Below are 24250 nucleotides of genomic sequence, written 5' to 3' on the forward strand. Positions count from 1 at the left end.
GGTGACGAGAGGCAGCGGGATGAGAAGCGGGCACCGGCTGGGGCGGCGGTTCGGCTGGCTCTGGGCGGCGTACGGGACCAGCGCGCTGGGCACGTGGCTCGCCTTCGGTGCGTTCCCGCTGCTCGCCATCCAGGTGCTGCACGCCGGGCCGGCCGAGGTCGCCGCGCTCTCCTCCGTGGGGGCCGCGGTGGGCGCGGTCGCGGCGGTGCCACTCGGTTCGTGGACGGAGTTCCGGCGCAAGCGGACGGTGCTGATCGCGATGGATCTGGTGCGGTTCGCCGCGCTGCTGACGATCCCCGCCGCGTTCGCGCTCGGCGTGCTCACGTTCGTCCAGCTCCTGCTGGTCTCGGTGGTCGTCGCGGCGTCCGACATCACCTTCCGTGCCGCCTCGGGCGCGTACCTGAAGACGCTGCTGCCGGCCGAGGACCTGCTCGTCGCGAACGCGCGGCTGGAGTCCACGGCCTGGACGACCACGATCGTCGGGCCGCCGCTGGGCGGCGCGGCGATCGGGCTTCTCGGTCCGGTGGCGACGGTGGTGGCCGACGCGGTCAGCCACCTGCTCTCGGCCCTGGGTCTCGGTGCGGCGGGCGGGCACGAACCGCGGCCCGATCGCCGGAAGACCGCGCGCATGCGGGCGGGAGACCTGCTCGACGGCTGGCGGTACATCCTCGCCGACGCGACGCTGCGTCCGCTGTTCTGCAACACCGTTCTCTTCAACGGCCTGGTGATGGCCACCCAGCCGCTGCTGGCCGTCCTGATGCTCGACCGGCTCGGGTTCACACCGTGGCAGTACGGCCTGGCCTTCGCCGCACCCTCGGTCGCCGGGCTCGTCGGGTCGCGGCTGGCCCGGCCGCTCGTCACCCGGTTCGGACCGTACCGGGTCCTGGTCGTGGCCGGGGCACTGCGCGCCGTCTGGCCCGTCGGTCTGGCCTTTCCGGGGCCGGGCACGGCGGGGCTGCTGCTGGTGATCGGCGTCGAACTCGGGCTCATCTTCTGCTGCGGCGTCTTCAACCCCGTCTACGCCACCCATCGCCTCGCACGCACCGCGACCGACCGGGTCACCCGCACACTGACCGCCTGGGCTGTGACGACCAGGGCCTCGACCGCGCTGCTGACGGCCACCTGGGGCGTGCTCGGCGCCCTGCTCGGCCCCCGTACGGCCATCGCCCTGGCCGGCGTACTCCTGCTGGTGACTCCGCTGCTGCTCCCCCGCCGCGCGGCAACGTCTCCCCGCGAGCCGCAGCCGACGCCGAGCCGCGCCTGAACATCCACGGCGGCCATCGACTCGGCCGGGTGCCCTAATTGCCTTTCGCCTTGCGCGCATCGGGCACTAGTGTCCCGGTGCAGCGAGTCGACCCAGAGGAGTTGCGGACATGGTCGGTCGTCCGAGCGCGCGTTGACGTTGTGGGCCGTGGCCGGCCCGTCATCGCGTGCTGCCCTTGATGTCGCGGCACAGCGAGTCTTCCTCTGCCTGAATCGCAGGCGCACCGCACCTGTTGTGCGCCGGGTGACGGGCCTCGTCGTCGGCAGATCGAGGGATCTTCGTGTCGTCCGCTTCCTCCGCCGTATCCGGTTCCGGCCGGTCTGATCCGCCGAGTCCGTGGCGGGACCGCGACTTTCGCAGGCTCTGGGTGGGTCAGACAGTCTCCCAACTCGGCGAGCACACCACCTCGGTCGTTCTCCCGCTCGTCGCCGTTCTCGCGCTGGACGCCGGCGCGGGCGAGTTGGGCGTCCTCCGTGCCGTGGGGCAGGCGCCGATCCTGTTGCTCTCGCTCCTCGTCGGCGCGTGGGTGGACCGGTGGCGGACCCGCTCGGTGATGGTGGCGACGGACGCCGGCCGGGCCCTGCTGCTGGGCGCCGCCGCCGTGGCCGGTCTGCTCGGCCGGCTCGGTCTGCCCGGGCTGCTGGTGGTCGCCTTCGCCGTCGGCGCGCTGTCCGTGTTCTTCGACGTGGCGTATCAGGCGTCTGTCGTACGGCTGGTGAGGCGGGATCAGTTGCTGCGGGGCAACAGCGCGCTGGAGGGCAGCCGGTCCGCGGCGCAGATCGGCGGGCCCGCCCTCGGTGGTGCGTTGGTGTCCCTGCTGTCGGCGCCGATCGCTGCCGCCTTCAGCGCGGTGCTCTTCGCGCTGTCGTTCCTGTCCATCCGTCGGATCCGTCGTACCGAACCGATCCCGGAACACTCGGAGCGTCCCCCTCGGGTGTGGCGACGGATCCGTGAGGGTCTCCGCTTCGTCGTCGGCGACGCCTTGCTGCGGACCGTGTGCCTGGCCTCGGCGGCTTTCCAGTTCTCCTTCGCGGCGATGATGACCGCCTGTCTTCTCTTCCTGCCGCGGGAACTGCACTTGTCCGCAACGGCCGTCGGACTGACGCTGGCGGCGATGGGGCCGGGCGCGCTGCTGGGCTCGGTCCTGGCCGCTCGCCTGCCGAGCCGGTTCGGTCACGGCACGGTGCTCGTGTCCGCGGCGGCGCTCGGCGACGGCGTGTTCCTGTGTGTGCCCGCGTTGCGTGGTTCCTCGGTGGTGACGGTTTCCGCGCTCCTGGCGATCACCTTTGTGTTCGGGGCCGCCGGGCAGTTGGTGAACGTCACGCTCATGGCGGTGCGGCAGGCCGTCACTCCGGGCGGGATGCAGGGCCGCGCGGCGGCGACGATCACGTTCGTCGGCATGGGGATGGCGCCGCTCGGCTCCCTGCTCGGCGGGTTTCTCGCGATGGAGTGGGGCCTGCGCACCAGCCTGCTGGTGACGGCCGCGGGCATGCTGTCGTCCCCGGCCGTGATGGCCTTCTCCCCGCTCGTACGTCTCGGACGGAGGCTGCCGACCGCGCCAGTCACCGAATCCCGCGTCATTAGGCCGGGATCTGACCTATAGGCCTCATAGCGTGGTGCTCGTCCACGGAACACGGACACGGAAAACGGCACACGGAACCCGGACCACCGAACCCCGCAGAAAGCCGGAGACGATGACCATGACGCATCCCGCCACCACCCCGTCCACGCCCTCCACCGACGCCGGCGCCGACGCCCACGGCGAGCGTGCCGACCTGTTGCAGACACTGGCCCACCACCGCGAGTTCCTTCGCCTGACCACGCGCGACCTCACCGACGAGCAGGCCGGGCGGCGGACCACCGTCAGCGAGCTGTGTCTCGGCGGCCTCATCAAGCACGTCGCGTCCGTCGAACGGTCCTGGGTGGACTTCATCCTGGAGGGACCGGAGGTCATGGGCGACTGGAACAACATGACCGAGGAGGACTTGGCACGGCGGGCCGACGAGTTCCGCATGCTGCCCGGCGAGACCCTGACCGGCGTACTGGAGAACTACGCCGAGGTGGCCCGCCGTACGGAGGAAGTGGTCGGCATGCTGCCCGACCTGAGCGTGTCCCGGCCGCTGCCCCCGGCCCCCTGGTACAAGCCCGGTACGCAGTGGTCCATGCGCCGGGTCCTGTTGCACATCATCGCCGAGACAGCCCAGCACGCCGGTCACGCCGACATCATCCGCGAGTCCCTGGACGGCGCCAGGAGCATGGGCTGACCGCCGGACTGGGTCGGGGCGGTGCCCGTTGAACCGGGGTCGCCGACACCTGTTGCGTGTCGGCGGCTCGCTGGGCGGACCGCGAGGGACCCTCCACGACGGACCTCAGCCGGCCGCCCCGGTGCGACCGCCCTGGTGCGACCGCCCTCCGCTTCGTCGCCGCCGTCCGGGTCGCGCGGCCAGATCGCGATGGCTGTCAGCACGGCGGCCCACACTCCGAGCGGCACGACCGGCCTGTAGTCGGTCAGCTCGCCCTTCCGGAGGCAGCGCGCACCCCGGATGCCGCCGCCGGCACGCCGAGCGCTCGGTCGCGGTCCGGGTCCGAGACCCGCACGGCGGCGAGAAGACTTGCTCACAGCCCTGGACCACGCGCTGGACGCCCTGATCGGCACGTGAGGATCCGACGGTCCACGCCAGTGATCGAGAACGGCGGGGTTCGGACGCCTCGCTCAGACGGCGCAGTCGTCGATCGAACCCCACCGCAGGAAGTCCTGGCCGTCGTCGCCGTCTTGCTCCTCGAGGATCAGGACCGCGTACCTGGTGTACGGCCAGTTGGCCCACTCCGTCGCCTCCGCCCGTAGGGCGTCGCAGGACTCCTGGGCGGCGATCTCGGCCCAGGCGTGACGCGTGGTCCGGTCCCATCCGGGCTTCTTGGCCCAGACGTACACGACCTGGGTGCCGGGGTCGACACCGACGGACATGTTGTCGTGCCCGAGCCAGTCGGGATCGTTGGTGATGCGGGAGTTGCCCTGCCACTCGGAGAAGATCCGGTTGGCCAGAGCGTCGGCGACGCGGACCACGTCCTCGTCGTCGCTGGGGATCCGCGCCGCCCGCAGCCCCGATTCGCCGGGTTGCCACTCATCGCTCTGTCCCTCACCGGGAAGGGTGCTGCCGGTGATGGACGTCTCGCAGTTCGTGTTGGCGCGGACGTCGTCCTCCCACACGATGCCCGGCCCGTCCTCGCGGGCCGTGTCCACGAGCACGTACTCGCGGTAGGCGAAGTCCGGAGAGTAGGTGCTCAGGTCGCGCAGCCCGAGGCAGGCGAGCTGAGCGAGTTCCTGTACGGCGACAGGGGGCAGTTCGTGTCCGCTGGTCGCGACGTACACCTCTCCCCGGTCGGGGTGGAACGTGATCCTGCTGCCCAGGTCCGGGTAGGCCTCGGGGTCCAGCCATGCACCGGTTCCCATGGCACCGTGAACGTCGTTCTCGGCCTTGTTCCGGGCGGGCCGGGCTTCTCTCCATGTGCCGAGCGTGGCTTCCTCCGAGTTTTCCCCGGGTTCCTGCCGCCGCGTGCTCGCCTCGTCGTCGGAGCGCTGCTGTCGCTGAGCAGCCGCGCCGCCGCTGGTGGCATCCGACTCGGTTTCGGCTGCGGTGGCGCTGCTCCTCGCCGACGGGCTCCCCGTGTCGGGCGTGGCGACGGAGAGGGCGATACCGGCGGCACTGCCCACGGCGATCGCCGCCGCAACGGTCAGCGCGTAGAGGCGCTTGCGTGAGCGAGCGGGTGGGACGTGCCAGGTGGGGTCGTCCAGGGTGGGCATGTCCCAGCCGGCGGCGATCAGTTCGCTCGTCGGCGTCATCTCGTGGCCGGTCTCCCCGCCCAGTACCTGGGTGGTCTGTCCGGCGAGGAGCAGCCGGCACTCCTCCGCGGCGTCGGCCGCGGTCACGCGCTCGGCCGGATCCTTCACCAGGGCCTGCTCGACGATGCCGCGCAGTTCCGCGGGGACGCCGTCGAGGTCGGGCTCGCCGGACATGACGCGGAAGGCGACCGCGTCGGGCGCTCCCGCACCGAACGGCAGGCGTCCCGTCGCGGCGTAGGCGACGAGCGCGCCCCAGGCGAACATGTCTCCGGCCGGGCCGGCGGCGCCCGTCCGGTAGTGCTCGGGGCTGATCCAGCCGGGGGTGCCAGTCATGACACCGGTACGGGTCACGCTGGTGCCGTCGGCCGCGTGGGCGATCCCGAAGTCCAGTACCCGAGGTCCCGCGGGCGCCAGGATCACGTTCTGGGGCTTCACGTCCCGGTGCACCACGCCGGCTTCGTGGATGGCTGCCAGCGCCTGGGCGGTGCCGGTCGCCAGGGCGTACAGCATCGCGCCGGTCAGCGGGCCGCGCTCGGACACGTGCCGGTTCAGCGTCGGCCCGGGCGTGTACTCGGTCGCCAGCCACGGGACCGCGGCGTCGGGGTCGGCGGCGAGCAGCGGGATCAGGCACGGGCCCTGCACACGGGTGGAGAGCTGTACCTCGCGGCGGAATCGCGCCCGGAACTCGGCGTCCTCGACCTGCGCGGCGTGGATGACTTTGACCGCGACCCGTACGCCCGACGGGTCGATCCCGGCGTGAACGGTTCCCATGCCGCCCGAGCCGAGGCGACCGATGATCCGGTATGGGCCGATGCGGGCCGGATCGCCCGGAAGGGGGGGAAGTACCCGCCCGCCAAAGACAGTGCTCACCGGTTCTCGTCCTTCCGCCGTGGTCCTGGGTTGCGCGATCAGGCGGATAGACGGCAGCCACGCCCGCCCCTTGGTCGTCCGGTGGATGCTATCCGGGAACTGGCGGACGGCAGGCGGGTATTGCGCATTGGGGAGCGGCTCGGCGAGCGGCGATCCCGTCCAGGCGAAAGGCCGTGGGGCGGCGGGCGCCGACGGGATTCAGGTGCCCGCCCCGAACCGCCCCTGTGGAGGCCCGCCGCCCGAGCGAGTGAGGTCAGGCCGGGTCGGCCGGGTGGAGGGAGGTGAAGGCTGTGGTGAGTTGTTCGAGCAGGGGGGACGTGGAGGGGTGGGGGTCGCGGTGGGGTGTGATCAGGTAGACGCCCCGGGTCGGTGGGTCCACGAGGCCGACCGAGGTGACGTCGGTCCGGAGCGCGCGGGTCAGCACTCCGGGGATGAGCGCGATGGCGTGGCCGGTCGCGACGAGGGCCAGTTTGCCGGGCAGGTCGGCTGCGGCGAGGTCGATGCGGGGGCTGACGCCGGCGCGGGCGGCGTGCCGGCGCAGGAGCGCCGCCGAGCCGTCGTTGTCCTCGACCCAGGTCTCGTCGGCGAGCGCCTGGACGGGCACGCGGTCGCGCCCCGCCTGCGGGTGGTCGGCGGGCAGGACGACGACCATCTCGTCCAGCCCGAGGAAGCGGTGCTCGACGCGCGGGTCGGCGGGCAGTCCCGGTGGAGCGTCGGTGACGACGGCGGCGTCGAGGTCGCCCGCGATCACGCGGTGGTGGAGCTGCACGCTGAGGCCGGGGGTCAGGCTCCATCGGATGGTTCCGTTCCGCTTCAGCAGGCCCCGGATGGCCTCGGGGACGATCCCCGCGGCGAGGGAGGGTGTCGCGCCGACGGCCAGCGGCCGGTGGTGCACCCCGTCGCGCACGTCCCGTACGGCGCGGACGGCGCAGTCGGCCTCGTTGAGCGTGGCCAGGGCGTGGCGCCGGAACACCTCGCCGGCCGGGGTCGGGCGTACGCCCCGCGCGTGGCGCTCCATGAGGGAGACGCCGAGCTGCCGCTCCAGTCCCGCGATCTGCCGGGAGACGGCCGACTGGGTGTGATGGAGCTCGGCTGCCGCCGCCGACAGCGATCCCAGGCGGCACACGGTCACGAAGGTTCTCCACACGGTCAGATCCACGGCGTCAGTATGACCACGCGGTATGCGAGTTGCGCAGGGCAGGCCTGCGAAATCTGCGCTGGTCGCATCGGTCGGGGTGCAGCAGTCTGGCGCGCATGACCATGATCACGACCACCACCGTTTCCATGAGCGCGCCGCACACCATCGCCGTCCTCGGGCTGGGACGCATGGGCGGCGTGATCGCGTCACGCCTCATCGACCGGGGCTGGAACGTCGTCGGCTGGACACGCTCGGGGCGGCCATCGGGTGGCGTCACGACGACGGGCGATCCGAGCGAGGCCGTGGCGAAGGCCGACCTCGTGCTGCTGTCGCTGTTCGACGGGCCGGCCTGCCGGCAGGTGCTCGACGAGGTGCGGGACTCGCTGCGAGCGGACGCGATCGTGCTGAACACCAGCACCGTCGCGCCCGCCGAAGCGTCGGCGCTGGCCCGGGAGTTCGGCCCGGTCTACGTCCACGCGCCCGTGCTCGGCTCCGTGCCGGCCGCCGCGACCGGAGCCCTGCGGATTCTCGCCGCCGCCGGCCGGGACGCGCTCGAGCGGATCGGCCCGGTGCTGGAGACGCTGGGCACGGTCCGGCGCGTGGACGACGCCGCCACGGCCGCCGCGCTCAAGCTGATCGCCAACAACAGCCTCGCCGGCGCGGTGCTCGCACTGCGCGACGCGCTGCGGCAAGCCGACGCCCTCGGCCTGCCCCGCGGTCAGGTGCTCGACGTCCTCGAACTCGGCCAGCTCGGCGGGCTGGTGGTCCGCAAGCGCCGGTTCCTCGACGGCGAGTCGGCCGCGACCGCTGCCGCGGCCGAGTTCACGATCGGGGCGCTGGTCAAGGACATGGCGTTGCTGGCCGCCGCGTCGGACACCCCCCTGGGCGGCGCAGCCGGTCTGGCGGACACCCCGGCCGGCCCCGAGGCCGACATCGCCGTCGCCGCCACCGCCCCGGCCGTGGAGGACGTCGTACTGGAGCCGCTCCGGGCCTACATGCGCGGTCACGCGACCGGTGATCCCCGCCACTTCCGCGAGGCGTTCCTGCCCACCGCCCACGTCGAAGGGCTCCGGGACGGTGTGTTCGTCTCGTGGCCGCTGGACGAGTACTGCGCTCTCTTCCAGGGCCGGCCGGCCCCCGACGAACCGGCCCGCTCCCGCGGCGTCGACGCCGTCGACGTCCACGGCACCGTCGCGACCGCGACCATGACGCTCCGGCACGGCGCGGACACGTTCACCGACGTCTTTCTGCTGGTCCGGGTCGACGACGGCTGGCGCATCGCCAACAAGGCGTATCACCGGCATGCGTGAGTGCGGCGGTGCGGTGAGGGAGGGGCGGGAAGCCGTCGTCGACGAGCAAAACCGTGTGACGCGTGGCGGCCGATCGCCGAGAATCCTCCGATGGCCATCATGAGCGTCGACAGGACCGAGCGCGGCCCGTCCCCCCGGTCGTCCCTCCGCGCCGCGGCCGGACGTGCCTTCGGCGCGATCCCGCCACCGGCGCTGGTCATGCTCGGCATCGTCAGCGTTCAGGTGGGCTCGGCCCTGGCCAAGCACCTGTTCGGCGCGGTGGGCAGCTTCGGGACGGTCGCGCTGCGGCTGTTCTTCGCCGCGGCGGTGCTGGCGGTGTGGTGGCGGCCGTCGCTGCGCCTGAGCCGTCGTACGTGGACCGTGGTGGTCGGCTACGGCGTGACGCTCGGCCTGATGAACCTGTGCTTCTACTTGTCGCTGGCCCGGATCCCGCTGGGGATCGCGGTGACCATCGAGTTCCTCGGGCCGCTGGGTGTCGCTCTCGCCGGGTCGAGGCGGTGGCTGGACGCCTTCTGGGCGCTCCTCGCCGCGGGCGGCGTGGTCCTGCTGATGGAGGGAGGCGGCGAACTCGACCTCGTCGGCGTTCTGTTCGCCCTCGGGGCGGGAGTCTGCTGGGGCCTGTACATCCTGGTGGGCGCCGCGCTGGGCCGCCACACCACCGAGGGCAACGGTCTGGCGCTGGGCATGGCCGTCGCCGCGCTGGTGGCGGTGCCGTTCGGTGTGGCCGAGAGCGGAACGGCGCTGGTTGAGCCGTGGGTTCTGGCCGCGGGGCTCGGTGTCGCGCTGCTGTCGTCGGTGATCCCCTACTCGCTGGATCTGGAGGCGCTGCGCAGGATGCCACCGCGTGTGTTCGGGATCCTGATGAGCCTCGAACCGGCGATGGCGGCGCTCATCGGTCTCGTCGTGCTCCACGAGTCGCTGCGCTGGTCGCAGTGGCTCGCGGTGCTGTGCGTGGTGGCCGCGTCGGCGGGTGCCGCGCGCGGCTCGCGCCCGGACGACTGAGCACCGGCGGTCTCCCACCCGGCGTCAGGTCCGCTCCGCCGCCCACAGGGACCGTACGTGCCCCAGGTGCCGGCTCATCACGGCCTCCGCCGCCGCGGCGTCTTTGGCCAGCATCAGGTCGAGCAGTTCCAGGTGCTCCTCCGCCGAGGGGATCAGCATGTCCCGCGCGTCCAGCGCCCTCAGCCCGTACAGCCGGGACCGCTTGCGCAGGTCGCCGACCGTCTCGACCAGGCGGTCGTTGCCGTGCAGCCCCAGCAGGGACAGGTGGAACCGGCGGTCGGCGTCCAGGTAGCCGATGAGGTCGTGCTCGCGGGCGCTCGCCACTATCTCCTCGGCCACCGGCCGCAGCGCCTCCAGCTGCTCCCGGCTCGCCGACCGCGTGACCGCCCCGACGGTCGGCACCTCGATCAGCGCCCGCAGCTCGCTGTACTGGTCAAGGTCGCGGCCACTGACCTCCGTCACTCGGAACCCCTTGTTCCGTACGGGTTCGACCAGGCCCTCGCGGACCAGGTCGAGCATCGCCTCGCGCACCGGAGTCGCGGAGATCCCGAAGTCGGAGGCCAGCGCCGGTGCCGAGTACACCCGCCCCGGTTGCAGTTCCCCGGAGATCAGCGCGGCGCGCAGGGCGTGGGCCACCTGGTCGCGCAGCCGTTCCTGCAGGGTGATGAGGTTGGCTTGCTTCAGGTGGCCACCCATGGTCTGCCTCCGGGGCTGCGGGAGGGCGATCGACGCCGCGATCGCGGTGATCGGTTCACTTGCCGGGGACCTCAGCGTAGGAAACCCGGCGGGCAGGAGTCGTCCGAGTCCCGAAAGTCACCGGAGCCGTGCGCTGAGGGCTCACGCGCTCAGCGGCGGAGCGGTCCTTCGCAGGTGTAGTCCGCGGTGCCGCCCGTGCGGTCGGCCCAGATCGCCACCTCGCCGAAGTCACAGTTCATGTCGGCGAGGTTGGGTGAGGCGGGAGCGGCCCGGTCCAGCAGCAGGTGGTCGACGGTCTCGGACATGTCCAGGAACACCCGGTCGGCGCTGTCCGCGTCCGTGAGCCGGGCGGTGATCCGTCCCGTGCAGACGAACCGGGGCATCCCGGGGTCACGGCCGGCCGTGCAGGCCGGGTCGGCGAAGGTGGCGGCGGCGAGGGTGGTGCGTACGGCGGCGGCCGTGGTCTCGCGCAGTCCGTCGTTCGGGGTGTACGAGGTGTCGGGCACGAAGAGGTCGGCGACGCGGGCGGTCTGCCGGTCCAGGAAGGCGTCGTAGCCCTGCTGGATCGCAGCGTCCCGGCCCAGCCGGTCACGCCAGGCGTCGAAGGCGGCCGGGTCGTCGGCGCGCAGGTGGCGGTACATCTCCCGCAGCAGCGCCGGGCGTTCGGTCCACAGGTACGAGAAGAAGGTGCCGGCGTAGTCGTAGAAGCGGAAGCCGTCGCCGTCGTAGGTGGCGTGCAGGATCCGGTCGACGCTCATGCGGGGACCGCCGTTCGCGGTGTCCCGGATGATGCCCTGCACCAGGGACTTGCGGACGGCGACGCCGTCGGCGCGGGTGGACCCGGCGAGGAACTCCGCGGTGCCCTCGTCCATCGCGGTCGTGCGGTCGCCCTCGTACCAGGGGCCTTCGCCGAAGTAACCGGGAACGGCCCAGCGGCCGTTGAGGTAGTGCACGTACTCGTGGCGGAACAGCTCCTCCAGCGTCAGCCGGGAGTCCTGCGGCACGCGCCGCTGGTACGTGTAGAAGGTCGCGCCGCGCTCGATGTAGACGCCGCCGTTGTCGGTGCCCATGCCGGTGAGCAGGGGGTGGTAGTTCTCGTAGTCGGCGCGGGAGGCGTACAGCACGGTGGTCAGGACGCCGTTGGTGTCGCCGGTGAGCGGGGCGCGGGTGCCGAGTACGCGGTGGAACTGGGCGGTGACCTGCTTGCTCGCGTAGTAGAGCTGGTCGACGGTGGCGCGGTCGAGGGCGGTGCGGACCTTCATGGCGCCGTTGTCGTAGCGATAGGTGTGCGGGAACAGCTCCCGCTCGATGTCGTCCTTGCAGACCGCGTACGGCGCGCAGGCGTCGTAGTGGCCGAGCCAGGACACGATCTTGGCCCAGGGGGCGCTGCCGCGGCCCCAGTCGCCGGTGACCGGGGTGAGCAGGGCGCCGAGGTCGGCGACGATACGGCCGCGCAGGGAGCCGATGACGCCGAAGCGGGCGTACTCCGAGAGGGCGTCCCGCACGGCCCACTCGTTGGGCGTGCCCTTGAGGTGGGTGTGGCCGGCGAACCGGCGGAAGGCGTCCCGGTAGGCGTCGTCGCGGGCGACGAGGGTCCTGAAGGCGGTGTCGCCGTTGCCCTCGTACAGGCCCAGGTGGTTGACGGTGAGCGCGGCGAGCGCGGCGCCGCCCCAGGACGGGTCGGCGTAGGTGTCCGTGTGGTACCGGTCGAGGGTGGCCAGCACCTTGCGGACGAGGCCGAGCTGGGAGTGGCGCAGGCCGCGGGCGCTGCCGGTGTAGAGGGCCTCGCGCAGGGTCTCGGCGTTGGCGCGGGTGGCGTGGAAGGTGCGGGGCGCGGTGCCGAAGTAGTGGACGGCGCGGCGTATGGACTCGGTGGTGGGGGCGTCCGTGACGTCTATCTCGTCGCGGGAGAAGTCGTGGTACACGACGGCGTGCAGGTAGGTGAACATCTCCAGCAGGTGGCTGGAGTTGCGGCCGTCGTGGTGTGCGGCGAGGCCGGTGGCGCGCCGGGCGACGGCCTGGACGTGGGCGTCGCCCATGACGGGTGCGAGGCGGGCGTCCCAGGTCCACAGGAGGGTGCGCAGGCAGCCGTCGGCGGTGACGGCCGGGTCGGCGAGGAAGTCGGCGAACCGGTCCGGGGCGAGGCGGGTGACGTGGTCCAGGGTGCAGGAGGCGGCCAGGGGCGGCGCGGGCTCCGGCGCGGTGGGGGTGGGGGTGGCGGCCTTGCCGGGAACGCGGCCGTCGGCGCGGTGGCTGCCCGGGGCCGTGGCCGCGGGGGTGCGCGGGGCCGGGGCCTTCGCCAGGCGGGTGACCTCGTCGTGGGGGTGGCGGCCGTCGCGGTCCGCGGGGCCGGCCGGGGTCTGCGTGGCCTGGATGCCTTCCCCTGCTCGGGCGTTGGGGGCATCGAGGACGTTGGACGCGCCGAGCAGGGCGGCTGTGACGGCCGCCGTGAGCAGGGTGGCGCGCAGTGATCTGCGCCGGGGCGGGGACAGGCGTGTCTTGTGGAACACCTGCGGCTCCTCGGGTGTGGGAGGTGGCTCAGCTTGAGGCGTTCATGCCAGTGCGATGTGAGCCGTAACATAGTTATGTGACATTGCACTGACAACCCCTCAGAAACACTTCCGTGTATCCGCCGGAACCTCGAGGGAAGCCGTCAGTCCCCGTCCGCCGCCGTTGCGGCCGTAGCCGCCGTGAGGGCCGCCCACAGGGTGTCGGGGCGCACGGGCAGGGTGGTGAAGCGGATGCCGGTGGCGTCGCGCAGGGCGTTGGCGAGGGCCGGGGCGGCCGTGACGAGCGGCAGTTCGCTCATGGGCTTGGGCGACGCGGGCCGGTCCCCGCTGTGCGGTGGGAGGAGGTGTACCTCGGTGAGCGGTGCGTCGCCGAAGCGGGGGATGTCGTAGGTGCGCAGGTCGCTGGTGGTGATACGGCCGTCGCCGTCGCCGAGGAGGTGTTCGTGGAGGGTGATGCCGATGCCCTGGACGACGGCTCCCTCGACCTGTCCGCGGCACTGCTCGGCGTCCATCACCGTGCCGGCGTCGGCCACGTGCACGCTGTCGAGGACGCGCACCAGCCCGGTCGCGGCGTCGACCTCGACGCGGAACCACTGCGCGCAGTACGCCAGCGACGGCACGGTGTCCTCCGCGCAGGCCGTGCCGGTGGCCCGCGGCCGTGTCGTCGTCCGCGCCGCCTCGGTGACGGACGGGTCGTCGCCGGTCGGGCCGTTCACGCGCTCGGCGAGTGCCTGGCATGCCCGGGCGACGGCCTGGCCGGTGAGGATGACGCCCGTGGAGGCGAAGCCGCCGCTGTGGTGGTCGAGCAGGTCGGTGTCGGCGTCGCACAGGTGGATGCGGTCGGGTTCCGTGCCCAGCGCGTGGGCGGCGATACGGCGCAGGACGGTGCCGGTGCCGGTGCCGAACTCGGGGACGGCGGTGGCCACTTCGTAGTGGCCGTCGTCGCGCAGGGTGACGGCCGCCCGGGCGATGTGCCCGTCCGCCGGCACGCTGTGCTGGGCGGCCACGGCCAGCCCCTCGCCGATCAGCAGGCGTGGGCCGCTCCGCAGGGGCCGGGCGCGCAGGCGGTCGGCGCGGACCTGGCCGAGGGTCCGCAGGCAGCGGGCGAGACCGGTGTCGACGACCGGGTGCAGCCCGGCGGCGCCGGGCATCGGCGCCGTCTCACCTGCGCGCAGGTAGGCGCGTTCGCGGAGGGGCAGGGGGTCGAGGCGGAGGTGGCGGGCGAGTTCGTCGAGGGCGGACTCGACGGCGAAGGCGAGCTGGCCGACTCCGTAACCGCGGAAGGCTCCGGCGGGCACGTTGTGGGTGCGTACGCAGGTGCCCTCGATCAGGACGTTCGGGCAGCGGTAGTGGGCGATCGCCTCGGTGCAGGCGACCTCGAGGACCGACGGGCCGTGGTTGCCGTAGGCGCCGGTGTCGGAGACGACGCGCAGTCGCAGTGCGGTGAGGGTGCCGTCGTGGCGCGCTCCGAGGGTGACGCGGACCGTGAAGGGGTGGCGGGTGGTGGTGGCGGTGAGTTCGTCGGCGCGGGTGTTCTCCAGCTGGACGGGTCGCCCGGTGCGCAGGGCGGCGAGCAGAGCGATGTGCTCGGTCTGCAGGTCCTGTCCCCGGCCGAAGGAGCCGCCCAGCCGGGCCGCGGTGACGCGCAGGCGGTCCGGGGCGAGGCCGAACACCTCGCACAGGCGCCGGCGGACCAGATGGGGCGTCTGGGTGGCGCAGTGGAGCCGGAGCCGGCCGTCCGGGTCGGTCCAGGCGCGGCTGGCGTGGCATTCCATGGCGGTGTGCTGCACCCGCTGGGTACGGAACGTTCCCTCGTAGACGGCGTCCGCTTCGGCGAGGCCCGCCTCGATGTCCCCGACGGCACGGTGGAACTCCCCGGCGATGTTGCCGTCCTCGGACACCCGGACCCCGTCGGGGGCGAGTGCCTGGTCGGGGTCGGCGACGGCGGGCAGGACCTCGTAGGTGACGCGGACCAGCCGGGCCGCTTCCGCGGCGGTGGTGGGGCTGTCGGCGACGACGGCCGCGACGCGCTGTCCGACGTGGCGCACGATGTCGTCGAGGACGCGCGTGTCGGCCGGGTCGTCCTCGGTGTGCTCGTGCAGGGCCGTGGAGAAGCGGGTGGGGGGCGCGTCGTGGTGGGTGAGCACGGCGTGCACGCCGGGCACGGCCAGCGCCGCGGCGGCGTCGACGTCCACGACGCGGGCGTGCCGGTGCGGGGAGCGCACCAGGGCGATGTGCAGCAGTCCGGCGGGCTCCGGGTGGTCCAGGGTGAACCGTACGGTGCCGGTGACGACGCCGTGGGCGTCCGGGACCGCGGACGCGGGATCCTCTTCCGGAGCGCCGGCCGATCCCCCGTGCGGGGCGTGGCCGTAAGCTGCCCGCACCGCCTCGCCGATGGGCCGGTAGCCGGTGCACCTGCACAGGTTGCCCTTCAGTGCCTGCGGCAGGTCGGTGAGCTGCTCCGCGCCGAGCGCCGCGGCGGTCATGACGAATCCCGGGGTGCAGTAGCCGCACTGGAACGCCCTCGACCGGACGAAGGCGTCCTGCACGGGGTGCGGCCGGTCGCCCTCCCCCAGCGCCTGGACGGTGGTGACGGCGCGTCCGTCGGCGCGGTGCGCGGGATACAGGCAGCTGTGCACGGCCAGTCCGTCCACCTGTACGGTGCAGGCCCCGCAGTCGCCCGTGTCGCAGCCCTTCTTCACGCCCGTACGGCCTCGTTCGCGCAGGTAGGTGCGCAGGCACTGCCCGGGGCGCGGCGGCTCCGCGCTCTCCTGACCGTCGATGCGGACGGTGAAGGACATGGCTATCGCTCCCCTGTCAGCTCTTGCCGCACCTCTTCCGCCAGGTGCCCGGCGAGATGCCGGCGCCAGTCCGCCCGGCCGTGCGCGTCCTCGAAGACGAGGTCGGGTGTGAGAGCGTCGTCCAGGGCACGTCGCAGCCCGGCAGCGGAGGGCCCTCGGCCGGGGGAAGCGCCGAGGGACACGATGACCGGCCGGGTCGTGGCGGCGGTGACCGCGAAGGTCAGCCGTTCGGCCGCCGGATCGTACGTCCCGGTCACCAGGGCGGCCGACCTCCCCCACGGACGCGTACTCACCCTGCGTACCGTGCCGCGCTCCGCCAGTGCGGCGGCGGGCAGCCGAACCGAGCGCAACAGCTCTCCCGGACGCAGCACCGTGCTCCCGGCCCCGGTCACGAACTCCGCCGCGGGCACGGACCGTTCCCGCCCGTCCAGACCCCGCACCCGGCAGTCCCCGCGCAGCGCCACGGCCATCGACACCATGGGACCGGCGGGCAGGGCGGCGCACAGGTTTCCGCCCACCGTCGCGGTGTTCCACACCTTGAACGACGAGGAGAAGGCCCGGCAGCACCCGTCGATGAGCCGGCGCCCGCTCGGCCACGGTGCGTCCGGTGTCTCGGCGAACGCCAGCAGCTCGGCGACGGTGCAGGTGGCCGCCACCTCGACGCCGGCCTCCGTCACCGTCAGGGGCCGCCAGCCCCAGGTGGCGAGGTCCCGCAACCGCCTCAGCTCGGGCTGCGGCTCCCCGAACAGCACGGTGCCGCCCGCGAGCCACGCGTCACCCGGCCGCCACGGCTCGGCGCTGCGCCCGTCGACGATGTCGCGTACGGCTGTCAGGTCCATGTGTCCTACCCGCCTGTCGGACAGGAGTGGTCGCTCGTCCCGCCCGCCACCACGGGCGGGCCCACACTCAGGCTCCCCGCTGCCCGGGGCGGGCAACACGGCCGATCGGGTGAGTGGCGGGCCGCCTGGGTGCACTGACGCCGCCTCAGATACGGCGTACGGTGTGCAGCGTCCTCGCGTAGGTGCCCGTGCCGTCGAGCAGTGAGGGGCCGCCGAGGTCGCCCATCGTCGGGCCGTTCACCGTCTTGCGGCTGGACAGGAAGCGCCGCTTGCCCGCCGCGTCCCGGCCCAGGTAGATGCCGACGTGGTCGACGGTGGCCGTGGGGTTGTCGTCGCCCGAGTCGGCGTTGAACAGCACGAGGTCGCCGGGCTGGAGCTGGGCCGCGGCGGGCGGCCGGATGCCGTCCGTCCGGTCGACGAGTACTCCGGGCGCGTGGTCGGCGATGTGCCGGGACTTGCGCGGGAGCCGCCGGCCGGAGGTGTCCTCGCCCGCGGCGAGCGGTACGCCCATGTGGTAGCCGTACACCATGCGGGTGTAGCCGGAGCAGTCCAGGTTGCCGGTCTGCTTGCTCGACGGCCCGGTGTAGGTGCCGTCGGGGAAGGTCCAGCCGGTGTTCATGTACTCGTGGAAGTCGGCGCCCTCGTACCGGTAGCCCTGGGGGTCCGGGTAGCCGTAACCGGCCTCGCCGAGGACCTGCCGGCCCTGGGCCGGGCCCGTGCCCGCGGTGACGGCGGGTGCTCCGCCGAGGAACATGGCGGCGTACGCCAGGACGTCCGGGGCCGGGGAGCCCGCCCAGGCGCGGACGGTGCGCTCCAGCGCGTCCGTCCATGTGCCGTCGAAGGGCTCGGGCAGCACCCGCACCCAGTCGTCGTGCGTGACGCTCGGCGGTACGGCCCACGTGGCGGCGGAGACCTCGAAGCGGCTGACGGACAGCTTCACGGGGAGGTTGGTGCAGCCGTCGTTGGCGAGGGCGCGCAGGCCCACCCGTCCCTCGCCGAAGGTGGTGTCGCTGGTGTCGACGGCCCACCCGGACGGCTCGGCCGACGCCGTACGCCAGGCCTTCGCGCGGATCCGGCCGCCCTCCCGGCGCACCCGGATCGTGAAGTCGGTGCCCGCCGCGACACCGGTCGCCACCGTCACCGGAGTGGCGAGCTGGGTGACGGTGTCGGCGACCTCCTTCTCCGCGCGCAGTTCGACGGCGCCGGTGGTCAGGAAGGACAGCCGGGCCCGGTAGTTGTTGCGCGTGTCCTGGTAGCCGAAGGACAGCGCGAACGAACAGGCCTGCCCGGTCGGCACCTTGTCGAACCGGCCCACGCAGCGCACGTCCACGTCGGTGATGGCGTCGTCCCGGAGGGTGGCGTGCCGGCTGGCGTAGTCGGTGGTCAGGGCGATGACGCCGGCGCCGGGGCTGACCGAGTAGTCGGTGGGCGACGGACCGAGCGTGGACCAGCCGCCGCCACCGGGGGAAGAACCCCAGTACTGGCGCTGCTCCTCCGGCAGCGACAGGTCCGGCAGGGTGCGCTGGAAGTCGTCGGCGAAGGGGCGCTTGTTCTCGGCGAACGTGCGCCGCGGGCCGGGCAGGAGGACGGTCCGGGCGCCGTGGGTCAGCAGGGCGACGCGCCGGCCGCCGGAGGTTATCTCGGTGCGCGCCGGAGTTCCGGGCAGCACGGTCGCGGTGAGCGGGCCGCCCAGGGTGACCGCGGTGAAGTAGGAGGCGTCCAGCGGTGCCAGGGTCACCGCCGATCCGGCCTGGCCGAGTGCGGACGGGCCGGTGAGCGGATCGACCGCGGCGACGGACGCGGCGGCCCGGGCCTCGGACGCGGTCAGAGCGGCGAGCGGGAGGGAGGCGGCGGAGGCCGCGAAGGCGGCGAGCATGTGCCGCCGTGTGGTGTTGACCATGCGTACATGATCACTCAACACCCGCACGCCGGGGGACGGAGCGGAAGCGGCCCTCGGGAGCGTCACGCTCAGCGACCGGCTGGACGCGGCACGAGAAGATCCGTTTGAGGACGCGAGAAGTGCGCAGAAGACCAGCCGGTAGTTCACCGGCGAAAGGATCACAGTCATGGCGGCGACCGACAACGACGAGTCGGTGAAGCCCGCCGCGGTCAGGCGCCATCGGGTGCTGTTCCGCGCGATCGAGAAACGGCGCAACCCCAAACTGCGCCGCAGCGACATCACCGTCACCGACGAGGCGGCTGTGAAACGGGCCACGAAGGCCGCCGCTCTCGGCAACGCCATGGAGTGGTACGACTTCGGGATCTACAGCTATCTCGCGGTGACGATCGGCAAGGTCTTCTTCCCCTCCGGCAGCGACACCGCGCAGCTGCTCAGCTCCTTCGCGACCTTCGCGGTCGCCTTCCTGGTGCGTCCGCTGGGCGGGATGGTGTTCGGGCCGCTCGGTGACAAGATCGGCCGCAAGCAGATCCTCTCGATCACCATGATCATGATGGCGGTGGGCACGTTCGCCATCGGCCTCATCCCGCCCCACGCCAGCATCGGACTGTGGGCGCCGGCTCTGCTGATCTTCTTCCGGATGGTGCAGGGGTTCTCCACCGGTGGTGAGTACGGGGGTGCCTCGACGTTCATCGCGGAGTACGCGCCCGACAAGCGGCGCGGTTTCTTCGGCAGCTTCCTGGAGTTCGGCACGCTCGCCGGGTACGTCGGCGCGTCCGGCCTCGTCGTCCTGCTGACCAGTCTCCTCACCGAGGAGCAGATGCTGGACTGGGGCTGGCGCGTCCCCTTCCTGGTCGCGGCGCCGCTCGGCTTCATCGGCCTCTACCTGCGGCTGCGGCTGGACGAGACGCCCGCGTTCCAGAAGCTGGAGGGCGGCCAGGTCAGGGCGAGCGAGGCGGCGGACGCCGTGGAGACCTCGGCGACCGGCGACCTCCGCAAGATCTTCACGCGCTACTGGCGGCCACTGCTGCTGTGTGTCGCGCTGGTCGCCGCGTACAACGTCACGGACTACATGCTGCTGTCGTACATGCCGACGTACCTGTCCGAGGAACTCGGTTACGGCACCAACCACGGTCTGCTGATCCTGCTCGTCGTGATGGTCCTTCAGATGTGCCTCATGAACCTCGTGGGACGGCTCTCGGACCGCTTCGGGCGCAAGCCGCTGCTGATGACGGGGATGCTCGGCTTCCTCTTCCTCTCCGTGCCGTCCTTCCTCCTCATCCGGCAGGGCAGCGTCGTCCTCATCGCCCTGGGCCTGCTCCTGCTGGGGCTGTCCCTGGTGACGATGCTCGGCACGATGTCGTCGGCGCTTCCGGCGATCTTCCCGACCCAGGTCCGCTACGGCTCCCTCTCGGTCGCCTACAACCTCTCCACGTCGCTGTTCGGCGGCACCACTCCCCTGGTGATCACCGCGCTGATCAGCGCCTTCGGTACGAACCTCATGCCGGCCTACTACGCCATGGCCGCCGCGGTCGTCGGTGTCATCGCGGTCCTGTGCATGAAGGAAACCGCGAACCAGCCGCTGGCCGGTTCCCCGCCGTGCGTCGAGACGGAGGCGGAGGCCGCGCGCCTCGTCGAGGCGCAGTCGCCCACTCCCAGGTTCTGAGGCCCCGGCACTCCCGGGTTCTGAGGCCCCGGCCGTCTGCCGGTCACCAGGCCAGCTCGTCCATCAACGCGGTCGGGTCCGGTTCGGTGGTGCGGCCCAGGGTCTGTTCGGCCCAGATGACCTTGCCCTTCGCCGCGTACCGGGTGCCCCAGCGGTCCGCGAACTGGGAGACGAGGAACAGGCCGCGGCCACCCTCGTCCGTGGTGGCGGCGCGGCGCAGGCGGGGGGAGGTGTTGCTGCCGTCCGAGACCTCCACGACGAGGGTGTGGCCCAGCAGCATCCTGACGCGGACGGGCGGAGCGCCGTAGCGGATGGCGTTGGTGAGGAGTTCGCTGAGGACGAGTTCGGTGGTGAAGGAGGACTCCTCCAGGCCCCAGTCGTCGAGCCGGCGGCTCACCTCCGTGCGGACCCGGGATACGGCCGTCACGTCGAACGGCACGTCCCAGGCGGCCACCCGGGACGGGTCGAGCAGCCGGGTGCGGGCGACCAGGAGTGCCACGTCGTCGCTGGGGTGTCCGGGGAGCATGGTGTCCATGACGGTGCGGCAGGTCTCCTCCGGTGTCCGGTCCGGGCCGGCGACGGCCGAGCGGAGCATGCGCAGGCCCTCGTCGATGTCGCGTCCGCGGTCCTCGATCAGTCCGTCGGTGAACAGCACGAGCCGGCTGCCCTCGGGCAGGTCCAGTTCGCCGGCCTCGAAGGGGTGCCCCCCGACTCCCAGGGGCGGTGACAGGGGGAGGTCGGGGAAGGTGACTCGGCCGTGGGGGTCGACGACGGCCGGTGCGACGTGTCCGGCGCGGGAGAGGGTGCAGCGTCCGGCGACCGGGTCGTAGATGGCGTACAGGCAGGTGGCGCCGGTGACCGGGGCGCCGTCGGTGTGGCTGTTCGACGAGGTCCGCGCGTCCAGGAGGGTCACCATCTCGTCGAGGTGGCTGAGCAGTTCGTCCGGGGCGAGGTCCAGCGAGGAGAAGTTCAGCACCGCGGTCCGCAGCCGGCCCATGGTCACCGCGGCGTGCAGCCCGTGTCCCACGATGTCGCCGACGACCAGCGCCACCCGGAATCCGGGCAGCGGGATGACGTCGAACCAGTCGCCGCCCACACCGGCCTGGGCGGGCAGATAGCGCCAGGCGATCTCCAGCGCGTCCTGGTCCGGGACGTCCCGGGGCAGGAGGCTGCGCTGGAGGGTGACGGCCAGGGCGTGCTCGCGGGCGTAGCGGCGGGCGTTGTCGATGGCGACGGCGGCGCGGGCCACCAGTTCCTCGGCGACCGCGACGTCCTCCTCCTCGAACGGCGGTGAGCCGGCGCCGCGCCAGAAGTTGACCATGCCGAGGACGACGCCCCGGGCCCGCAGGGGGACGGTGATCAGCGAGTGGATGCCGTACTCCAGTGCCTGGCGGGCGCCCTCCGGGTCGTGGGCCCGCCAGTCGTGGGCGCTGTTCAGGTCCGCCACCCGTACGGCCTTGCCACGCTCCAGCGCAGCCACCATGGGTGTGTCGGCCACCACGAACTGGATCAGGTCGCCGACCGGCTGGAGCGGATGCCCGGCCTGGGACTCCCCGAGCGCGGTGCGCCGCATCCGCCGTACGGCGCCGGTGGGCTCCTCGCCGCGCAGGACGGAGTCGAGGAGTTCGACGGTGACGAAGTCGGCCATGCGGGGGACGGCCACGTCGGCGAGTTCCTCCGCGGTGCGCCGGATGTCCAGCGTGGTGCCGATGCGTACGCCCGCCTCGTAGAGGAGGGTCAGCCGTCCGCGGGCCACCTCGGCCTGGCCGGACAGGGCCCGCAGCTCGGTGGTGTCGCGGAAGGTGGCCACGAGGCCCGGCGCGCCGCCGTAGGGCTCGATGAGCCGGGTGTTGACGGCGAGCAGCCGCTCACCGGCCGGGAGCACCTCGTCGGAGACGGGCTCGTGCGACAGGAGCAGCCGGGTCAGGGCGGGGCTGAGTCCGAGGTCCGTGACCGGCCGCGGGTCGGCGTCCTCCGGCAGGTCCAGCAGCCGGCGTGCCTCGTCGTTGGCGAGCAGCAGGCGTCCGTCGCCGCCGACGATCAGGACGCCCTCGCGCACGGCGTGCAGCACGGCGTCGTGGTGCTCGAACATCCGGGTCATCTCGGCCGGGCCGAGGCCGTGTGTCTGCCGGCGCAGCCGCCGGCTGACCAGGGCGGTGCCGACGGTGGCGAGCGCGAGGGCGCCCACCGCGGCGGCGAGCATCATCGGGACCTGCTGGTTCAGCACCTGCCCGAGGGTGTCGAACTGGATACCGGCGCTGACCATGCCGACGACCCGGCCGTCGCCGTCGCGCACGGGTACGACCGCGCGGACGGCGTCCGTGGGGTCGCCGCGGAACGTCTCGGTGAAGGTCTCGCCCCGTGCGGCGCGCTCGACGCCTTCCGCCCGGGTGCCGATCAGCTCGGGGCGCGGGTCGGTGAGCCGCACTCCCTGCCGGTCGAGGACGGTGATGAAGTCGACGCCGGAGCCTCGCCTGGCCGCTTCCGCCCCGGGCTGGAGCCGTGCCGTCGGGTCGGGTGACTGGAGGGCGGCGGCGGTGCCGGGGGCGTGTGCGAACGCCTCGGCGGCGGCCAGGGAGCGGTTCTCTGCGCCCTGCTCGGCCTCGTACCGGCCCTGTACCACCAGGGCCGCGACCGCCGCGGCGACGAGCACCAGCATGACGAGGACCTGAAGCAGGAAGACCTGCGCGGCGAGGGTTCGGACGCTCAGGGACGGCGACAGGCGGCGTCCGGGGGAATGCGGCGCCCCCGGGCGGCGGGACGAGCCGGCGGAGCGCCCTTCGCCGAACGGCATCGCTCTCGTCCGGGACCGGCGAGAAGGACCGATCATGCCCCATTTCTAGCACTGTGCCCGCTTTGCGGGCGACTGCTGTGGCAGCCATCGGGCTGGTGCGGCACCGAGCGGGAGGGCAGGGCGGTGCCCGGTGCCGCACCGGGGCGGGGCGGGGTCAGGCGCCGGGGAGGACGCCGGTGCGGGCCACCTGGGCGTACCAGCGGGCGCTGGCCTTGGGGATGCGGGTGCCGGTCGGGTAGTCCACGTAGACGGCGCCGAAGCGCTTGCCGTAGCCGTGGGCCCACTCGAAGTTGTCCAGCAGGGACCAGAGGAAGTAGCCGCGCACGTCGGCGCCGTCCCGGATGGCCTCGTGCACGGCGGCCAGGTGGTCGCGGACGTAGGCGATCCGCTCCGGGTCGTTGACGTTCCCCTCGGGGTCGGCGTAGTCGTGGAACGCCGCGCCGTTCTCGGTGATGATCAGCGGCAGCCGCGGGAAGTCGGACGTCAGACGCCGCAGCAGGTCGTACAGACCGGTCGGGTCGATCGCCCAGCCCATGGCGGTGGTCTCCCCCGGCGGCTGGTGGAAGGCGACGTCGTCGGCGCCCGGCCACGGGCTGTGGGCGCTCCTGCCGTGCCCGTCGGAGGTGTGGCTGCCGTGGCCGTCGGCCTGGGAGACGAGGGTGGGCGTGTAGTAGTTGACGCCGAGGAAGTCCAGCGGCTGGTGAGCGGCCTCCAGGTCGCCGTCGCGGACGAAGGACCAGTCGGTGAGGCCGGCGGTGTCCTTGAGCAGGTCGTCGGGGTAGGCGCCGCGCAGCATCGGCCCGGTGAAGACGCGGTTGGCCAGGGCGTCGATCCGGCGGGCCGCCTCGTTGTCGGCCTCGGTGTCGGTGCGGGGGCGCACGTGGTGGATGTTGAGGGTGACCGAGCACTGGGCGTCGGCGCGGACGCGGTCGCGCAGTGCCTGTACGGCCAGACCGTGGGCGAGGTTGAGGTGGTGGGCGGCGCGCAGCGCGGCGACCGGGTCGGTGCGGCCGGGGGCGTGGACGCCGGAGCCGTAGCCGAGGAAGGCGCTGCACCACGGCTCGTTGAGGGTGGTCCAGGTCCGCACGCGGTCGCCGAGGGCGTCGGCGGCCAGGGCGGCGTACTCGGCGAACCGCTCGGCGGTGACGCGCTCCGGCCAGCCCCCGGCGTCCTCCAGGTCCTGCGGCAGGTCCCAGTGGTAGAGCGTGGCGACCGGCCGGATGCCCTTCTCCAGCAGCTCGTCGACGAGGCGCCGGTAGAAGTCGAGGCCCTTCTGCACGGCGGGGCCCCGGCCGGTGGGCTGGATCCGGGGCCAGGCGAGGGAGAAGCGGTACGCGCCGATACCGAGGTCGGCCATGAGGGCGACGTCCTCACGCCAGCGGTGGTAGTGGTCGGTGGCGATGTCGCCGGTGTCGCCGTTGCGGACGCGGCCCGGGGTGCGGGCGTAGGTGTCCCAGATGGACGGGGTGCGGCCGTCCTCGCGGGCGGCTCCCTCGATCTGGTAGGAGGCGGTCGCGGTGCCCCACAGGAAGCCCTTCGGGAAGGTGCGGGAGGCGTCCGGGGCGGACGCGGTCTGCTGCTGTGCTGCGGTGACCACGGAGGTCCTTTCGGAGGAGGTCGGT

15 protein-coding genes are annotated in these 24250 nt (G+C 72.8%); 6 read left to right on the plus strand and 9 right to left on the minus strand.

Annotated elements, in window-relative coordinates; translation table 11 throughout:
• Positions 1–19 precede the first annotated feature (19 nt).
• The 3 genes from ACIG0D_RS31770 (at position 20) to ACIG0D_RS31780 (ending at position 3528) form a co-directional block, all read left to right on the plus strand.
• Positions 20–1264 (plus strand): MFS transporter, encoded by a 1245-nt coding sequence (locus tag ACIG0D_RS31770; protein ID WP_399807848.1) that lies wholly within the window; start codon positions 20–22, stop codon positions 1262–1264.
• 280 nt (positions 1265–1544) lie between these two features.
• A complete protein-coding gene (locus ACIG0D_RS31775) occupies positions 1545–2867 on the plus strand; it encodes an MFS transporter (RefSeq protein ID WP_399807851.1) in 1323 nt (440 codons plus the stop codon).
• 91 nt (positions 2868–2958) lie between these two features.
• Positions 2959–3528, plus strand: coding sequence for a DinB family protein (locus tag ACIG0D_RS31780; protein WP_399807854.1), 570 nt, complete (start codon positions 2959–2961; stop codon positions 3526–3528).
• A gap of 449 nt (positions 3529–3977) precedes the next feature.
• Here ACIG0D_RS31780 and ACIG0D_RS31785 read toward each other — a convergent pair whose 3' ends face one another.
• Together ACIG0D_RS31785 and ACIG0D_RS31790 are read right to left on the minus strand one after the other, a co-directional pair.
• Positions 3978–5975 carry a serine/threonine-protein kinase gene (locus ACIG0D_RS31785; RefSeq protein WP_399807857.1) on the minus strand — a complete coding sequence of 666 codons (1998 nt, stop codon included), beginning with the start codon at positions 5973–5975 and terminating at the stop codon, positions 3978–3980.
• Positions 5976–6228: 253 nt separating this feature from the next.
• On the minus strand, positions 6229–7134 hold the full coding sequence (locus tag ACIG0D_RS31790; protein WP_399807860.1) for a LysR family transcriptional regulator: 906 nt from the start codon (positions 7132–7134) through the stop codon (positions 6229–6231).
• A 125-nt stretch (positions 7135–7259) separates the two neighbouring features.
• Here ACIG0D_RS31790 and ACIG0D_RS31795 point away from each other — a divergent pair, with 125 nt between their 5' ends.
• Complete coding sequence (locus ACIG0D_RS31795; RefSeq protein WP_399807943.1) at positions 7260–8423, plus strand: nuclear transport factor 2 family protein; 1164 nt, start codon at positions 7260–7262, stop codon at positions 8421–8423.
• Positions 8424–8522: 99 nt separating this feature from the next.
• Positions 8523–9425 carry an EamA family transporter gene (locus ACIG0D_RS31800; protein ID WP_399807863.1) on the plus strand — a complete coding sequence of 301 codons (903 nt, stop codon included), beginning with the start codon at positions 8523–8525 and terminating at the stop codon, positions 9423–9425.
• A gap of 24 nt (positions 9426–9449) precedes the next feature.
• Here ACIG0D_RS31800 and ACIG0D_RS31805 read toward each other — a convergent pair whose 3' ends face one another.
• From ACIG0D_RS31805 to ACIG0D_RS31825, 5 genes are all read right to left on the minus strand, one after another.
• Positions 9450–10121 carry a GntR family transcriptional regulator gene (locus tag ACIG0D_RS31805; protein WP_399807866.1) on the minus strand — a complete coding sequence of 224 codons (672 nt, stop codon included), beginning with the start codon at positions 10119–10121 and terminating at the stop codon, positions 9450–9452.
• Between the two features lie 149 nt (positions 10122–10270).
• A complete protein-coding gene (locus tag ACIG0D_RS31810) occupies positions 10271–12631 on the minus strand; it encodes a collagenase (protein WP_399807869.1) in 2361 nt (786 codons plus the stop codon).
• A 143-nt stretch (positions 12632–12774) separates the two neighbouring features.
• The gene (locus ACIG0D_RS31815) at positions 12775–15432 is read right to left on the minus strand and encodes a molybdopterin-dependent oxidoreductase (RefSeq protein WP_399807872.1); all 2658 of its coding nucleotides are present in this window, start codon (positions 15430–15432) and stop codon (positions 12775–12777) included.
• Between the two features lie 2 nt (positions 15433–15434).
• Positions 15435–16271 carry an FAD binding domain-containing protein gene (locus tag ACIG0D_RS31820; RefSeq protein ID WP_399807875.1) on the minus strand — a complete coding sequence of 279 codons (837 nt, stop codon included), beginning with the start codon at positions 16269–16271 and terminating at the stop codon, positions 15435–15437.
• 145 nt (positions 16272–16416) lie between these two features.
• The gene (locus tag ACIG0D_RS31825) at positions 16417–18171 is read right to left on the minus strand and encodes an NlpC/P60 family protein (RefSeq protein ID WP_399807878.1); all 1755 of its coding nucleotides are present in this window, start codon (positions 18169–18171) and stop codon (positions 16417–16419) included.
• A gap of 166 nt (positions 18172–18337) precedes the next feature.
• Here ACIG0D_RS31825 and proP point away from each other — a divergent pair, with 166 nt between their 5' ends.
• On the plus strand, positions 18338–19834 hold the full coding sequence (gene proP / locus ACIG0D_RS31830) for a glycine betaine/L-proline transporter ProP (protein ID WP_399807881.1): 1497 nt from the start codon (positions 18338–18340) through the stop codon (positions 19832–19834).
• 43 nt (positions 19835–19877) lie between these two features.
• Here the strand turns inward: proP and ACIG0D_RS31835 are convergent, their stop codons facing one another.
• Both ACIG0D_RS31835 and ACIG0D_RS31840 read right to left on the minus strand, forming a co-directional pair.
• The gene (locus ACIG0D_RS31835) at positions 19878–22628 is read right to left on the minus strand and encodes a SpoIIE family protein phosphatase (protein WP_399807884.1); all 2751 of its coding nucleotides are present in this window, start codon (positions 22626–22628) and stop codon (positions 19878–19880) included.
• A gap of 154 nt (positions 22629–22782) precedes the next feature.
• Positions 22783–24225, minus strand: a complete 1443-nt coding sequence (locus tag ACIG0D_RS31840) for a GH1 family beta-glucosidase (RefSeq protein ID WP_399807887.1) — start codon at positions 24223–24225, stop codon at positions 22783–22785.
• Between the last annotated feature and the right edge of the window lie 25 nt (positions 24226–24250).

The organism is Streptomyces sp. NPDC052773 (genome assembly GCF_044547145.1).
GTDB lineage: Bacteria > Actinomycetota > Actinomycetes > Streptomycetales > Streptomycetaceae > Streptomyces.

Coding starts and splice junctions, on each gene's coding strand:
- ACIG0D_RS31770 (WP_399807848.1), top strand. CDS start 20: ATGAGAAGCGGGCACCGGCTGGGGCGGCGGTTCGGCTGGCTCTGGGCG.
- ACIG0D_RS31780 (WP_399807854.1), top strand. CDS start 2,959: ATGACCATGACGCATCCCGCCACCACCCCGTCCACGCCCTCCACCGAC.
- ACIG0D_RS31795 (WP_399807943.1), top strand. CDS start 7,260: ATGAGCGCGCCGCACACCATCGCCGTCCTCGGGCTGGGACGCATGGGC.
- ACIG0D_RS31800 (WP_399807863.1), top strand. CDS start 8,523: ATGAGCGTCGACAGGACCGAGCGCGGCCCGTCCCCCCGGTCGTCCCTC.
- ACIG0D_RS31805 (WP_399807866.1), bottom strand. CDS start 10,121: ATGGGTGGCCACCTGAAGCAAGCCAACCTCATCACCCTGCAGGAACGG.
- ACIG0D_RS31815 (WP_399807872.1), bottom strand. CDS start 15,432: ATGTCCTTCACCGTCCGCATCGACGGTCAGGAGAGCGCGGAGCCGCCG.
- ACIG0D_RS31820 (WP_399807875.1), bottom strand. CDS start 16,271: ATGGACCTGACAGCCGTACGCGACATCGTCGACGGGCGCAGCGCCGAG.
- ACIG0D_RS31825 (WP_399807878.1), bottom strand. CDS start 18,171: ATGGTCAACACCACACGGCGGCACATGCTCGCCGCCTTCGCGGCCTCC.
- proP (WP_399807881.1), top strand. CDS start 18,338: ATGGCGGCGACCGACAACGACGAGTCGGTGAAGCCCGCCGCGGTCAGG.
- ACIG0D_RS31835 (WP_399807884.1), bottom strand. CDS start 22,628: ATGCCGTTCGGCGAAGGGCGCTCCGCCGGCTCGTCCCGCCGCCCGGGG.